Origin of the sequence: Streptomyces sp. SCL15-4, assembly GCF_033366695.1 — a bacterium.
Taxonomy (GTDB): domain Bacteria; phylum Actinomycetota; class Actinomycetes; order Streptomycetales; family Streptomycetaceae; genus Streptomyces.
In genome coordinates this window covers 133,450-146,459 of sequence record NZ_JAOBTQ010000001.1, presented here as the reverse complement: position 1 = coordinate 146,459, position 13,010 = coordinate 133,450, and the positions used below count along the sequence as shown (strand labels likewise).

General features: G+C 69.1%; 12 protein-coding genes and 3 pseudogenes. 6 read left to right on the top strand and 9 right to left on the bottom strand.

Going from position 1 to position 13,010, the window contains the following annotated elements; genetic code table 11:
* Window positions 1-8 precede the first annotated feature (8 nt).
* Together SCK26_RS00735 and SCK26_RS00730 are read right to left on the bottom strand one after the other, a co-directional pair.
* Window positions 9-542, bottom strand: coding sequence for a hypothetical protein (locus SCK26_RS00735; protein ID WP_318199244.1), 534 nt, complete (start codon window positions 540-542; stop codon window positions 9-11).
* 301 nt (window positions 543-843) lie between these two features.
* Window positions 844-1,463: pseudogene (locus SCK26_RS00730) on the bottom strand (hypothetical protein); the annotation flags it as partial.
* Between the two features lie 228 nt (window positions 1,464-1,691).
* Between SCK26_RS00730 and SCK26_RS00725 the strand changes: the two are divergent.
* Window positions 1,692-2,087: a YybH family protein gene (locus SCK26_RS00725; protein ID WP_318199243.1), complete on the top strand. Its 396-nt coding sequence runs from the start codon at window positions 1,692-1,694 to the stop codon at window positions 2,085-2,087.
* A 294-nt stretch (window positions 2,088-2,381) separates the two neighbouring features.
* Here SCK26_RS00725 and SCK26_RS00720 read toward each other — a convergent pair whose 3' ends face one another.
* Together SCK26_RS00720 and SCK26_RS00715 are read right to left on the bottom strand one after the other, a co-directional pair.
* On the bottom strand, window positions 2,382-2,822 hold the full coding sequence (locus tag SCK26_RS00720; RefSeq protein WP_318199242.1) for a hypothetical protein: 441 nt from the start codon (window positions 2,820-2,822) through the stop codon (window positions 2,382-2,384).
* A 217-nt stretch (window positions 2,823-3,039) separates the two neighbouring features.
* Complete coding sequence (locus tag SCK26_RS00715; RefSeq protein ID WP_318199241.1) at window positions 3,040-3,750, bottom strand: hypothetical protein; 711 nt, start codon at window positions 3,748-3,750, stop codon at window positions 3,040-3,042.
* Between the two features lie 283 nt (window positions 3,751-4,033).
* Here SCK26_RS00715 and SCK26_RS00710 point away from each other — a divergent pair, with 283 nt between their 5' ends.
* Window positions 4,034-4,771, top strand: a complete 738-nt coding sequence (locus SCK26_RS00710; protein WP_318199240.1) for a hypothetical protein — start codon at window positions 4,034-4,036, stop codon at window positions 4,769-4,771.
* A 167-nt stretch (window positions 4,772-4,938) separates the two neighbouring features.
* Here SCK26_RS00710 and SCK26_RS00705 read toward each other — a convergent pair whose 3' ends face one another.
* Window positions 4,939-6,588, bottom strand: a complete 1,650-nt coding sequence (locus tag SCK26_RS00705) for an allantoin permease (RefSeq protein WP_318199239.1) — start codon at window positions 6,586-6,588, stop codon at window positions 4,939-4,941.
* 257 nt (window positions 6,589-6,845) lie between these two features.
* On the opposite strand from SCK26_RS00705, the gene SCK26_RS37890 reads away from it, so the two are divergent.
* Window positions 6,846-7,241 carry a hypothetical protein gene (locus tag SCK26_RS37890; RefSeq protein ID WP_412080690.1) on the top strand — a complete coding sequence of 132 codons (396 nt, stop codon included), beginning with the start codon at window positions 6,846-6,848 and terminating at the stop codon, window positions 7,239-7,241.
* Window positions 7,242-7,373: 132 nt separating this feature from the next.
* On the opposite strand, the gene SCK26_RS00695 is transcribed toward SCK26_RS37890, so the two are convergent.
* Window positions 7,374-9,212, bottom strand: a complete 1,839-nt coding sequence (locus SCK26_RS00695) for a cholesterol oxidase substrate-binding domain-containing protein (RefSeq protein ID WP_318199238.1) — start codon at window positions 9,210-9,212, stop codon at window positions 7,374-7,376.
* 104 nt (window positions 9,213-9,316) lie between these two features.
* Here SCK26_RS00695 and SCK26_RS00690 point away from each other — a divergent pair, with 104 nt between their 5' ends.
* Complete coding sequence (locus SCK26_RS00690) at window positions 9,317-9,607, top strand: hypothetical protein (RefSeq protein WP_318199237.1); 291 nt, start codon at window positions 9,317-9,319, stop codon at window positions 9,605-9,607.
* 114 nt (window positions 9,608-9,721) lie between these two features.
* Here the strand turns inward: SCK26_RS00690 and SCK26_RS00685 are convergent.
* Window positions 9,722-9,925 (bottom strand): annotated as a pseudogene (locus tag SCK26_RS00685) (IS5/IS1182 family transposase); the annotation flags it as partial.
* A 20-nt stretch (window positions 9,926-9,945) separates the two neighbouring features.
* Between SCK26_RS00685 and SCK26_RS00680 the strand changes: the two are divergent.
* Window positions 9,946-10,069 (top strand): annotated as a pseudogene (locus tag SCK26_RS00680) (IS5/IS1182 family transposase); the annotation flags it as partial.
* A gap of 355 nt (window positions 10,070-10,424) precedes the next feature.
* Here the strand turns inward: SCK26_RS00680 and SCK26_RS00675 are convergent.
* Window positions 10,425-11,504 carry a cobalamin-independent methionine synthase II family protein gene (locus SCK26_RS00675; RefSeq protein ID WP_412080689.1) on the bottom strand — a complete coding sequence of 360 codons (1,080 nt, stop codon included), beginning with the start codon at window positions 11,502-11,504 and terminating at the stop codon, window positions 10,425-10,427.
* Window positions 11,501-11,758, bottom strand: coding sequence for a hypothetical protein (locus SCK26_RS00670; RefSeq protein WP_318199236.1), 258 nt, complete (start codon window positions 11,756-11,758; stop codon window positions 11,501-11,503). The genes SCK26_RS00675 and SCK26_RS00670 overlap by 4 nt, the downstream gene beginning before the upstream one ends.
* Window positions 11,759-12,262: 504 nt before the next feature.
* Between SCK26_RS00670 and SCK26_RS00665 the strand changes: the two genes are divergently transcribed.
* The gene (locus tag SCK26_RS00665) at window positions 12,263-12,787 is read left to right on the top strand and encodes an EF-hand domain-containing protein (protein ID WP_318199235.1); all 525 of its coding nucleotides are present in this window, start codon (window positions 12,263-12,265) and stop codon (window positions 12,785-12,787) included.
* Window positions 12,788-13,010 lie beyond the last annotated feature (223 nt).

Sequence of the window (13,010 nt, the reverse complement as noted above, 5' to 3'; positions counted from 1 at the left end):
GTCCAGCCTCACTGCATCTGGTCGAGCATCTCCGACAGGGCGCTCTTGATCCGCAGAGCCTTCTTGATCTCGTCCGCCGTCACGTACGGATACTCTCCGTACTCTATGAAGCTCGGACAGTGGTGCTCCCGTACAAAGCGCACGAACGCCTCGGGGTTCGTGCGCCAGTCCTCGGGAAATCCTTCGAGGTTCTCGAAGGTGGTGCTCACGCCCGCCTTGCTGAACAGGGCGACGGCGTCCTCGGTGTACTTGTCGAAGTCGGTGTCGAAGATTCCCTGGTACATGAACCGGGTGTCGTTATCGAAGAGGACCCAGCGCAGGTAGTGCAGCTTCAACGGGGCGAGAAGGTGGGGGTCCTGTTCCAGCGCCTTGGCCAGGGTGCGGCCGTGCTCCCGTATCGCCTCGGCCCTGCCCGGCTTGACGTCGGCGATGATCGTGAACCCGTAACAGGCCGGAGTCCTCGGAAAGACGGGGCCATACTTCCCCTGTTCCAGATGGTCCGTCTCCTTGGGGATGGCGACCGCCTGCGGCTTGATCTCCATGTCCGCTCCTCCGCATTTCACAGGCCGGAACCCACATTCAGCGTGGCACCGGACGGCTGGACGCGCCCGCCGGAGCGGGAGGGGCTGTGGGATACGCTGCCGGCCGCAGAGGCGGAGGCCGGCCAGCTTATTCGGTGAGCCACCGGCGGAGGGTGGCTGATCGTTACTTAAGGCGTCCGCTGGACCAGGCCGGCGGCGAACCACTGCACAAGGGTGGCAGCCAGGTGCACGGCAATCTCGGCCTCGCGCTGGCTCTCGAACCGAGTCGGGTTCTGCGACCGTGCCTGGCGGTCTGGCCCTTCCACTCCTTGCCGGCCTTCACGCGGGACAGGTCGACGTGGGAAAGGTCGACCAGCCAGGAGCCGGGCAGCTTCGGGTCGAACGCGGGGGCCTTGACGTGCGTCGCCTCGCCCAGGCCGACGGTCAGACCGTTCGCGCCGGCCGCGAAGGCCATGTTCACGTCGATGCCGACCAGGTGCCGCAGGGTGCACTCGGCATCCGTCATCGGCCGCGCTCAGTCGAACGCCTCCTCGAACAGCTTCTCGCCGGGGCCCCGCATGTGGAAACGGGGCAGGTCCTTGAGGACCGGGTGACCGTCGGGAACCTCGCACGGCGGCCAGTTCATGGCAGGCCGTAGCGCTCCAGCGCGGCCTCGGTGAGCACGATGAGCGGGTCGGCGTCCTTGCCCGGACCGGACAGCTTCGGCTGACCGAGCTTGGCCTCGCGCAGCGTCCAGTCGACCATGGCCGGGATGCTCTTGGCGGGCACGTCCAGGACCAGGCCGCCGACGCAGTACGCCAGCACCTTGCCGTCCTCGACATCGACGACCGCGAGCGGCCCGTTCCCGAACCGCGGGTCGGTACCGCCCGCCGGGGTGCCGGCGAGTACGTCCGCCAGAACACCTACTACACGCCCAGTGGCATGTTCACCGCCCCCACCCGCGCTTCTGCACCGACCTCCTCGGTACCGACCGCATGATCTACTCGGTCGACTACCCCTTCGTCGGAAATGCCGGATCCCGCGCCTTCCTGGCCGGCTCCGGCCTCTCCAAAGACGCCCACGCGTAGTGGGCGGAGGTCCCGACTCCCAGCGACGATGAAGAAGGGCCTCCCTGGAGGGTCCGAGTAATGCGAGAAGAGGAGACCTGCGGTGTCGAACGATCCCATGGCGGCGGTGGTCCAGTACGTCGATGCCTTCAACCGCGGTGATGCGAAGGCGATGGGAGCAGCATGCGCTGACTCCATGCAGATTCTCGACGGGATGGCACCGCATGTATGGCAGGGGCCGACCGCCAGCGACGACTGGTGGAGGGACGTGCTTACCGAGGGTGAGCACGTAGGGGCTTCGGCGTATCGCATCTCCCTCGATGAGCCACGGCATGTCGATGTGTCCGGCGATCATGCCTACGTCGTCGTTCCCGCGACCATGACATTCGACCTGCAGGACAAGCAGGTCACGCAAACCGGCTCGGTGTTCACGGTGGCGCTTCGCAAAGTGGACAGAGAGTGGCGGCTCACGGCCTGGGCGTGGGCGAAGGGCGCGTGACCCGCCAGACGTCGGCGACGGCACGGCAGCAGCTGGCGCGTGGTCGGGCGGAACCAGTCGGCAACCGGTCAGGGCGCAGCACGATCCTGGTGGGGCTTTGAAGGCCGCAGGCGCCCGTCAGCTGTCGAAGCCCCCATCGAACCCGCGAAGCACGGGGTCGAGCTCGGCGGTTACCTCGCATTTTGCCTGTTGCTTAACCTCCTGCATCAGGCTGGAGACCGGCAGGCCAGGCGCCCGTCGCGGTGACTCTCCAAGGCAACAAGTCCGATTTTGTGCTGCTGCCCTGGCTATCGGTCACTTGACGAGCTCAGCAAGGTCCACAGCCTCAAAGATGAAGTCCGTGATGAAAAGGTGGTAGCGGAGTTTGCCGTGGTAGGCGGCGATCCGCTCGACCGCGAGTGAGGCGACTTGCTGGGCATGGCCGAAACGGATGACTGGCCCCTCCGGTGTCAGATGGACGAGTGCATAGAGCGCGATAGCGTCGAGATGCTCAGCAAGACTGTCCAAGCCCTGCGCGCGTTCAGGCAGGGCCCCGAACTTCCCCTCGCTAGTCGTTGTCCCCTTGACCTGGACAAAGAGCCGTGCGGAGTCCTGCTTCGCGAGCAGGTCGGCAAATCGGAAGTTCTTCGCCAACCCGTTGAGGTTAATCACTTCCCAGCCTGCGGCAGCGAGAGCTGCCTCGACTGCCGCTTCAGCCGCCGCGCCCACCCGAGCCTTTTCCGCTGCCGACTGCATCCGATGTGACCTCCCCTGTCACCAGTACGACCGTGAGCGCACTGCGCCCAACAGTGTGCCCCGGGGCACTGACAGACGGACGGTGCGTTCTATGTCCGGTGCATGGGGATGACGCGGGCGTCTGCCTCGCGGCCGGAGAGAGCGGCGTTCTCCAAGGAGAGGAGATTAAGACCATGTAGGACACGGTCTTAGGCAGGCTTCTTGTCACCGGCGGGGGCTACTGCTGATGGGCGGCTGGTCGCGCGTGAGTGAGTGCGCTCCACCGCTCCAGTTCGTCCGAGTGGCTGTCGACTGCTGTTGCCCGGGCGACCTCTCCGGCTTCCTTCGGTGTCGGCTCACCATGGCGGCTGATCAACTTCAGCGGCCAGGTCGGAGTGCCCGACTGTTCGCCGTCGAAGGGGTGCCAATGCCAGGCCGCATCGAACCGCCAGGCGCGCCCGTTCCGGTCGGCAACCTCATCACCCAGTTCGAGGAAGGCGTACGGACGGAAGAACAGCTCGATGCGTATGGGTTCGCCGCCGGCCGGATCAATCGTGTAGCCCTGGTCCTCGAGGGAAGGGTCGTGGGTTTCACCCTGCGGCAGGACCTCGAGGTAGGATGCGGGCCGGGGCAGCATGCCGGTGACCAGGGGCGGATCGAAGCGGTGGACTGCCTGGACGTGCACCATGGTCGCTGGGACTCCCACCAGGCAGGTATCGCCCGGCTTCAGTGCGGTCTCCGCCGGTTGCGTTCGGAAGATCTCCCACTCGCGGGCCGCGGGCGTTGGAAGCGCCCTCTGGCCGTTCCACCTGATGTTCTCGGCCTGTGGGTCCACTTCCAGCCACGGCCACCGCACGGACACGTGGTAGCGGGTGACCCCGGTGACGGCGGTCTCAGTGAACTGGCACTCCAGCAACAGCACGTCGCCGGGCCTGTAGTCGTGGCTCATGAACGCATTGTGCATGCCGTCACTGACAGTGGTCGATCGCCTTGGCCAGGCGCTCGACGTGGTCTTCGAGCAGTGGCTTGAGGACTTCGTAGTGCTGAATGAGCGTCTGTGACAAGTCGGATGGCTCGTGTGTGACAACCAGGCTGCCTCGACCGTCCCCATTCGCCAGCTCAGCTGGTGCCGCTGGTGACGACTCCTGAGCTTCGGCTCAATCCGGCGGGCCGCCGCACAGCGCTCTGACGGCGGCCCGCTCCCGAATCAGCACCACGAATTGAGGCCTACGATGACCACGCCCCGGCCGCCCCGGCGCCCCGCGCGCCGTCCGCTCGCCCCGCGCGTCGCCACGCCCCGCGAGCCGGTCGACCCGGCCCGGATCGGCCGCCGTGTCGTACGGCGTCGGGCGAAGGGCATGGACGCCGGCGCCGTCGCGGCGGCCCTCGAGGACGCCCGGTTCGACGTGCGGCAGAACTCGCGGCACGAAGACCTGGTCGACGACGCCCGCGGCCGGGCGGCGCTGGCGGAGTGGGAGCGCATCGACCAGCTGCTCGTCGCCGCGCCGTCGGGCACCGTGTACGTCCCGGACACCGACGTCGTCGTCCCGCGTTGCGGGATCTGGGGGCGTGGCGCTGCCGAAGCGGACGACCGTGCGGCTGTCGTGTGCGTACGTCGTCTCCCCGTCGGCCGCCCGGAAGGCCGGGGCGGCGGGGGGACGACGCGGGAGTGCAGCGGGAACAGGGCCGAGCCGATGGCGCGCCTCCCCGTGTCGGCCGGTGCGGCCGCTGGCCTCCCGGACGCCGGAGGGCCCCGCCCAGTTGATCGTCGCGTCGGCGAGCGCCTGCGCCGTCCCGGTATCACCCCCGCGGGGCTCCCGCGCCTTGGGCGCGGCAGGCTCGGGGGAAAGCCGTCGGCACGCATGCTCTGGGAGCACAGGTGTACGCGGCTGCGGCCCGCCGGGCCGGCGGACCACAGCCGCGGTCACTCGGCGGAAGCCGTCGGCAGGCGCCAGGCCGCACCGAACTGATCTTGTTGTTCCAGTAGGGTTCGGGACCGGCGCGACCCTGCGATCGGCCGGCGTCCGGACGTGCAGCGGCTCCGTTTCCCCCAGCACCCACACCAGGGCGAGGACGACCGCGAGGAGCAGTCGGCCGCCAGTCGCAAGGCGCCTCCCGTACGGATGCGGAAGCGGGTCTACGCGGTGGCGGGCAGTACGTGGTCGCCGACCTTGTCCGTGCTGAGGCACAGCGAGCAGATCACGGCGTCGTGGGTGGCGCAGGCGGCCAGGTCGGGGCGCTCGTAGGGCTGGTGGCAGACGTGGCAGTCGAGGGTGAGGACGCTGGGGTTGCCGTCCGGGTCGAGCATGGGCTCGTCGATGCCGTCGTCCGTGCGGCGTAGGTAGTACTTGCCCTTGGTGACGATCGCGATGAACGGGGTGAGGACGAAGGCGATGACGGCGGCGGCGACGGGGGAGTAGGGCTGGAGGGTGTCGCCGAGGGCGTGGAAGTACATGGCGATGGACAGGCCGGACGCGGCGACGAAGGCCACGACACCGACCGGGTTGACGGCATAGAGCATGCCGCGGCGGAACTCGGGGGCGTGCGGGGAGAGTTTGAGCAGGTACTTGTTGATGCCGATGTCGGTGGCCACGGTGACGACCCAGGCGATGGCACAGTTGGAGTAGAAGCCCAGGATGCTGTTGAGGAAGCTGAACATGTCGGCCTCCATCAGGGCGAGCGCGAAACCGAGGTTGACCAGGACGAAGACCATGCGGCCGGGGTAGTGCTTGGTGATGCGGGTGAAGGAGTTTGTCCAGGCGAGGGAACCCGAGTAGGCGTTGGTCACGTTGATCTTGATCTGGCTGATCACGACCAGGACCACGGCCAGCGGGAGCACCAGCCAGGACGGCATCATCGCGTCGAAGGCGGCCTTGAACTGCTGGATCGGCTCGGGAGCGACGTCCGGCCCGACCTCGGCGAGGATGTACACGGCGAGGAAGACGCCGATGGCCTGTTTGAACGCGCCGAGCACCACCCAGCCGGGACCGGCCATGACGACCGCGGTCCACCAGGTGCGCTTGTTCGCCTCGGTCTTGGGAGGCATGAAGCGCAGATAGTCGATCTGCTCGCCGATCTGTGCGATGAGGGACAGGCACACGCCCGCGCCGAGGAGCACGGAGGCGGTATTGACGCCGCCGTCGCCGTTGGTGCCGGCGTAGGCGAGGAAGCGGTCGACCGTGCCCGGGTCGGTGGCGATCAGGTAGACCAGCGGGCCGACCATCAGCAGCAGCCAGATCGGGGTCGTCCACACCTGGAGCTTGCTGAGCGCCTTCATGCCGTAGACCACCAGGGGGATGACCATCAGGGTGGAGACCAGGTAGCCCAGCCAGAGCGGGAGTCCGAGGCCGAGCTTCAGACCCTGCGCCATGATCGAGCCTTCGAGGGCGAAGAAGATGAAGGTGAAGCTGGCGAAGATGACGCTGGTGAGGACCGAGCCGTAGTAGCCGAAGCCGGAGCCGCGGGTGATCAGGTCCAGGTCGATGTTGTAGCGCGCGCCGTAGTACGCCAGTGGGAAGCCGGTCACGAAGATGACGACGGCGGCGACCGCGATCGCCACGAGCGCGTTGCCGGTGCCGTGCGCCAGGCCGATACCGGCGCCGATGGAGAAGTCGGCCATGTAGGCGATGCCGCCCAGCGCCGTCGTGGCGACGACCATCGGGGTCCAGCGGCGGTAACTGCGGGGCGCGAAACGGAGGGTGTAGTCCTCCAGTGTCTCGTTGGCCGCCTTGCCGGCGGCGCTCTTCGTCGGTTCCGGCGTCGTCTGTCGTGACTCGGTTGTACTCATGCCACGTCTCCCGGTGGGGCTGGGTGCGGGTGCGGGTGAGGTGAAGCGGTGGAGAGCCCCGAGCGGCGTCATCGGCGAAACGGGGGAGCCGTGCGGGCCGTCGTGAGTCGTTCCGGCGGCCCTGTATACGACTCTGATCCCACGGCCGGTCACACTAGAAAGCGGGTGTTACCGGCGATTCCACTTGACGTGAACACGATGTTTCCGCAGGTTCGGAATGCCGGGCCCGGCAGGCAGGCGCGGTGATCGTCCCGGCGATGGCCTTCTTCGGCGGCCTGGGCGACCTGCTCGCCACCGCGGCAACGGCCCGAGGCGACGGTGGGGGAGCGGAAGACCGCCCCGGCGGGGTCGACGAACCGCTGCCGCGGTCACGGCTGCGCGTGCTCGCGGTGTCGAAGGTGGTCATGGCTGATCGGATCCAGCGGATCGGCACTACGCGCCTGAGCTTTCGGCGCACCGGGCAAGAAGACCCGTCCGAGCAGAAGACCGGGCACCTCGGCGCATGCTCCGATACGCGCAAGCACAACCGGGCCGAGAACGGCGGCTTCGCCGAGACGGGGGACGAGCTGTGGGGCCTGGCCTGCGGAACGCCCTCCAGCCCGCGTCGTCGTCGCCGAGGTAGGACGGTGGGGGAAACCACCCCGGCCGCCTGAAGGACGGGGAGTCGGCCCGAAGGCCCGGCCCGGCCCGGCCCGCCGGGGGATCGGACGCGGCCGCGCCCAGCGGAGCGCACCCGCTCGCCGGTGAGGCCGCATTCGTCGGCCCGGGCCCGGCACGCTCGCGGATCAGCGCAGCAGGGTGTCGAGGAACGGGCTCGACATCACATGGTGGGGGTCGAGCCGGTCCAGGACCGTGACGGCCTCGTCCCAGCCCGGGCCGCCCCCGGCGCGCAGGCCGGCGGGGACGGTGCGGGAGAGGACGTCCGGATCGGACCACGCGGCGGTGTCGGTGTAGGCCCAGCCCTTGGACCACTCCGCCCGGACCGTCGCCCTGTCCCCGTCCAGGGCGAACAGGAACTGCTCGACTTCCCGGTAGAAGCGGTGCAGGGCGGGTGTGGTCGGCAGGGAGAGGATGTCGATCCACACTGCGGTGTCGGCGTCCGGCCGGTCGGGGCGCGGTCGCAGCGCGGACAGCAGGGGGGGCCGCGCGCCGGGTACGCCGCAGACGGACGGGTCCTCCAGGCCGGTCACGCGGATCTCCACCTGGCCGTTGACCGGGTACTCGCCGCGCGCCGCGTACTCGGCGAGCAGCGTGCGGTAGAAGTCGGCGAACCGGCTGACCACCCATTGCAGATCGGCGCGACGGACAAGGACGGCATAGCCGTTGGCCGTCTCCCGCAGCGTGGTGGGCCGAACGTACTCCAACAGGTTGCGGGAGGCACCCCACAGGTCCGACCGCAGCCCCCCCGCCAGCAGATGGGTCAGGACGTCACCGGTCAGCACCTCCCGCACGAGGTCGTCGGAGAGCAGGACGTCGGTGATGTCGCCGGTCAGCGCCACTTTGGCCAGCAGGTACTGCACCCGGCCGAAGAGTGGCGCGCTCGCCCAGGCCCCCGAGACCAGGGAACCGGCCAGCCGGGCCACCGGCTCGGGGAGGGAGTCGGAGAACGGATAGTTGTACGGCTCGTCGACCGCGCGCGAGCCCAGCGGGCGTCGCGGAGCGACGCTCCAGACCTTCAGCCAGGGCTTGTCGGTGAAAGCGAACCAGATCGCCTCCACCCGGCCGGTCCGGTCCACGAAGTCGGCCAGGGTCCGCTTCCCGTCCGCGGTGCCCGGGGCCGCGAACAGTTCGGTGGCCGGGATGTCCAGGAAGGACTGGCAGCGCAGGTTCTGATCGGCGGCCACGCGCAGGACGGCCTCGGTGACGAGTGAACGGCCCAGGTGGGTGAGGAGCGCGTCGCAGTCGGGTTCCGCCCGGCCGACGGTCCGCAGGACGTAGCGGCCGGCGCCCTCGTCCCAGACGACCGCGGTCAGTTCGGTGACCAGGTTGCTCAGCGAGCCGTAGCCGTGGCCGGGCGGTGGGCTCTCGCCGGCGGCGGGGACGGCCGTACCGTGCGCACCGATGGCGAGCGCGCCGCCGACCGACAGCTGTCCGGGCGCCGGCGCCGCGGTGACGCCGTGACCGGCGGCGCCGGCGAACGCCAGCAGATCCTCCAGGGTGGCCCCGGTCTGGACCCGGACCTCGGCCGAGCCGTCGGCGGACCGCCGCTCCAGCGACATGGCGGTGAGGTGTGCGGTGGTGTCCAGCAGGATGACCTGGGTCGCGGCGGGTGTGCCGTCGGCCACCGTGAGCGGGGCCCAGCCGTGCCGTTTGCCTTGCGCGCGCACCGTCCAGCCCGCGCCGTGCGCCCAGTTGACGACATCGAGCACGTCCTGGGGGTGGCGCGGGGCGCACGTCCACAACTGGTCTGTGTGAATCTCGCCGGCCCAGTTCTCGTAGACGCGCCGGTAGACGTCGGGTCCGGCCGGGAAACCCGGCGGCGCCGAGGCCGCGTCGGCGGCGTGCGCGCCGTCCGGGCGGACCAGACCGCGCAACAGCCACACCGCGCCACCCGCGGCGGCCGACGACGCGAGCAGTTCGCGTCGCGACAGCCCACCGCCGTGAACCGAAGAGTCGCCTGCCATCCCGTGAGACCTCCCCTGTCCCGCCGGACTCAGCCGTGCCGAGCCGGTCAAGTGCACACGCTACCCGGTAACGAGCTTTCGGCTCCCGCATGTTGGGGGCGGCCATGCGCGAGAACCTGCCGCGGGTCGGATCGGTGTACGCGCTTCCCCCCTTCTGCGGCGACTACGTACGGGGATCGATCGACCTGCCGGGGCCACGGCCCCGCGCCTTGGACGAGGAGGGGCTGGGGCGGGCGTCCGTCGTGGCCGATGCCGTGGCAGCCGCGCTCCTGCCCGTGCGGGAAGCGATCATCACCGGGTCCCGGCCGCCCGCCCGGGACCCGGAGCCGGTGTGCGCGCCCACTGGTTCGGCACCGCACGTGCGGTCGTGGCGCCGGCCGCGCGCCAGCGATTGAGCCACGAGGACGCCTTGGCCGCCATGCGGGCGGAAACCCTTCGCACCGGCAAGACCCTCGTGGACATCACCGCGGATATTTTGCGCGACCCGCCCGACACGCCCTGGATCCGCTTCTGCCCAGGCGTTGTGAGGACTCGATGCCCTTGCGGGCGAGACGGTGCCGGATGCCGCGGAAGGCCAGCCAGCGCCGCAGGTGCTGGTAGTCGTAGCCCTTGTCTCCATGCGGCTTGCCGGGCCGTCGGCGGCGAGGACCAGGGCGCGAGCGGATGGGCGGGATGCCACGGACGAGCGGGATGAGGGCCTGGCTGTCATGGAAGCTCCACCGCCTGATCTTGGACGAGCTCGGTGCCCTCCGGCTATCGCAGACTCAGCCCCCGCTACGAACGCGATCCCCGCAACTACCCTGGCCTGACTTGCCGCCGCCCTGTGCTGCTACAAGCGACTGATCCGCCTCACCACAGGAGACGGTCTAAGTACGGGCACACGTCAAACGCAGCCTGGCCAGTCTTGCCGTCGTCACCCTCGACTGCCTGGAGACGCCCGTCCGCGACCGAATCAAACCTGCTGCAACGGTCAGATGCCCTCAACAGCGATATAGCCGGCACCGGCCCGAACCTCCGACAGCCCAACGCCATGGTGAAGAACCGACGTGGGTAAGCGCGGTCATCCGCCACTCACGGCACTGGGCGGTGCCGCAGGACAGCAGGGCCGGGCGGTGTCCGAGCAGACGGCAGGAGCACCTCTCGCTCCGGCTTCTCGATGCGACGACGGCTCCAGGTCACCGGCAGGCTTCGGTGTTGCCGGGGGGCCTTCTCTCAGCCGCCGAGTGCGTGGCTCGCCAGGGCGGTGCCTTCGATGCGGGCTCTGATCTTGGCGAAGGCGGTGTCGCGGGATGTGGAGGTGTCGTCGGCGAAGGGGGAGAATCCGCAGTCGTCGCAGGTGCCCAGACGGTCCAGTGGCAGGTAGCGGGCGGCGGCCAGGACGCGGTCGCGTACCTCCTCGGGCGTTTCGATCCGTGGGTCGATCGGGTCGATCACGCCGATGAACACGTGTGCGCTGTCAGGGAGATGTTCGGCGAGGACGGCGAGGACCTTGTCCGGGTCCGGCTCGCTGGCCAGCTGGACGTAGAAGGCGCCGGCCTTGAGCTTCATGAGTGCCGGCAGCAGCGTCGTGGAGTCGACGTCCAGGCTGTGGGTGGAGTCCTGATCGCCGCCGGGGCAGGTGTGGATGCCGATCCTGGTCTGTTCGGTGGTGGAGAAGCGTTCCAGGACTTGGTTGTTGAGGTCGATGAACTGTTCGAGCAGGCTTCCGCTCGGGTCGAGTTTCAGCGCGAGACGGGCCTCGGTGAAGTCGATCTGGACGCGGTGGGCTCCAGCGTCCAGGCACCGGCGTACGTCCGCTTCGGCCTCGCTGGTGAGGTCGTCCAGGAAGGCTTCGCGGGGGTAGCCGTCGATGCCGTCGGGCGGGTAGAGGAGGCTGAGTGCGGAGGGCGCGATGACGGCCTGCTTCACCGGTGAGGCCGCGTGCCGGAGCGCCGCCTTGAGGTAGTGGTCGGCGTACACGCCGTAGCGCAGGGGTCCGGCCGTCAGTCGGGGCAGCTGCCGCTGGTGTCCATCGGCGAACGGGATGACCACGCCATCGGGTGCCAGATGCTTCAGGCCGGTCAGGGGGTAGGTGGCGAAGCTGGGCTTGGCCTGCTCGCCGTCGGTGACGACCGGGGAGCCGATGTTCTCCAGGCGGCGGACGGTGTCGCCGACCGCGCGGTCCTGGGCGGCGGCGAGGCCGTCGTCGCCGATCCGGCCCGCGGCGTGGTCCGCCATGGCGGCGAGCAGCTCGGCGGGCCGAGGGATGCTGCCGATCGGTTCGGTGGGAAGGCCCACCGTAGCCCCGCTCATGGCATGATCTCCAGCTGTGCCTCACCTGCGCTGCCCCGCAGACCGGACAACAGGCAGGCGGTGGGCAGCTCGCCGGGAAGCGCGGCAACGGTCCGATGCGCCGACTGCCCTGCACCGCGGCCCTCGACGACCCGGCCCGACAGCCTGACCACGAGGACGCCGGCGACACGGATACTGGTGCTGCTGTCGTACGCGATCGATGACCGTTTCCCGTCGGCGTAGTGGACGACTTCCGTCAGACGCGGGCTGTTCACCGTGACGCAGGATGCCCCGGGCGATGTCCCTTCCATGGAGCCGGTGGCCGGCACCGTCCGGCCAGCGACCACGCAGGTGTAACTGGCCTGTGTCCGGACGTGAGTCTGCTGGGGCAACAAGCCCAGCGGCGGGTCGTAGGTACTGGTGCTGGAACCCGTGCACCCGACACTCTCTCTGTGCACGGGCTCATGGGCCTGACCAGCCGGAGCCCACACCACCGACAAGCCCACCAGGCCCAGGGAACTCACTGCCACTGCTGTGCCGTGTCTTTCGAACATCCACCCTCCACGGATCGCGATCTTCCACAAGAATTGCTTCTACCCCCGCCCGTCACTGCCGTCACCGGCTTCCTGAGGCACACCACCCGCGCACGACGCGCAGTACGCGTGCGAGAACGCCTCCACGCCCCCCGAATGGGCGCCTTGCTCGTCAGGCGAAGGGATAGGACAACCAATTCGTGATGCAGTGCGCTCACACTCGACACCACGACGGAAGGAACCACGATGAACCAGGAAGCCGCGCAAAAGCTCGTCTTCGCCATGCTGGACGCGGACGGAGACGGAATCGTTTCCAGGGACGAATACATGGCGCGCACCAGGAACGTGGCGCGGGCCATGGGACTGAAGGAAGACGACCAGCTCGTCGTCGCCGCACGCACCCTCGGCGAGAGCGCCTGGGCGTCGATGGACGCCGACGGCGACGGAAAGCTGACCTTCGACCAGTACGCGGCATGGGCCGGCGCCGAAGCGTTCGACACCGTCTGCGCACCCGTCCTCGGCGCGCTCTTCGACCTCGCCGACACCGACCACGACGGCGCCCTCGACCTCTCCGAGTTCACAGCCCTGCGCACAGCGCTGAACAATCCGGCCGCCAACGCCGAAACAGCGTTCACCGCCCTGGACACCAACGGTGACGGCCGCATCGGCCGCGACGACTACATCGCGTCCATCCGCGCCCACGTCACCGGCGAAGGCTCCCCCATGGGCAGGGCCCTGTACAGCAGGCCGCTCTCCGACCTCCCGGCGTGATGCTCAACGGCATGGCGAAGTCCAGCCCGGCCCTGCGAGCCGGCCGACTGCTCTCGCCGGGGCCCATCGGCTGAGGAATGACCGCGGATATGGCGTTCCCAGTAGGTGGGAGCGGATCGCGTGGACCGAGTACACGCGATCCGCGCTCCTGATGAGTTCACCCTCGCGTAGCGCTGCCACGTTGTGCCCGCCCCCACTCGACCGGGTTGAGGTCGGGTGAACA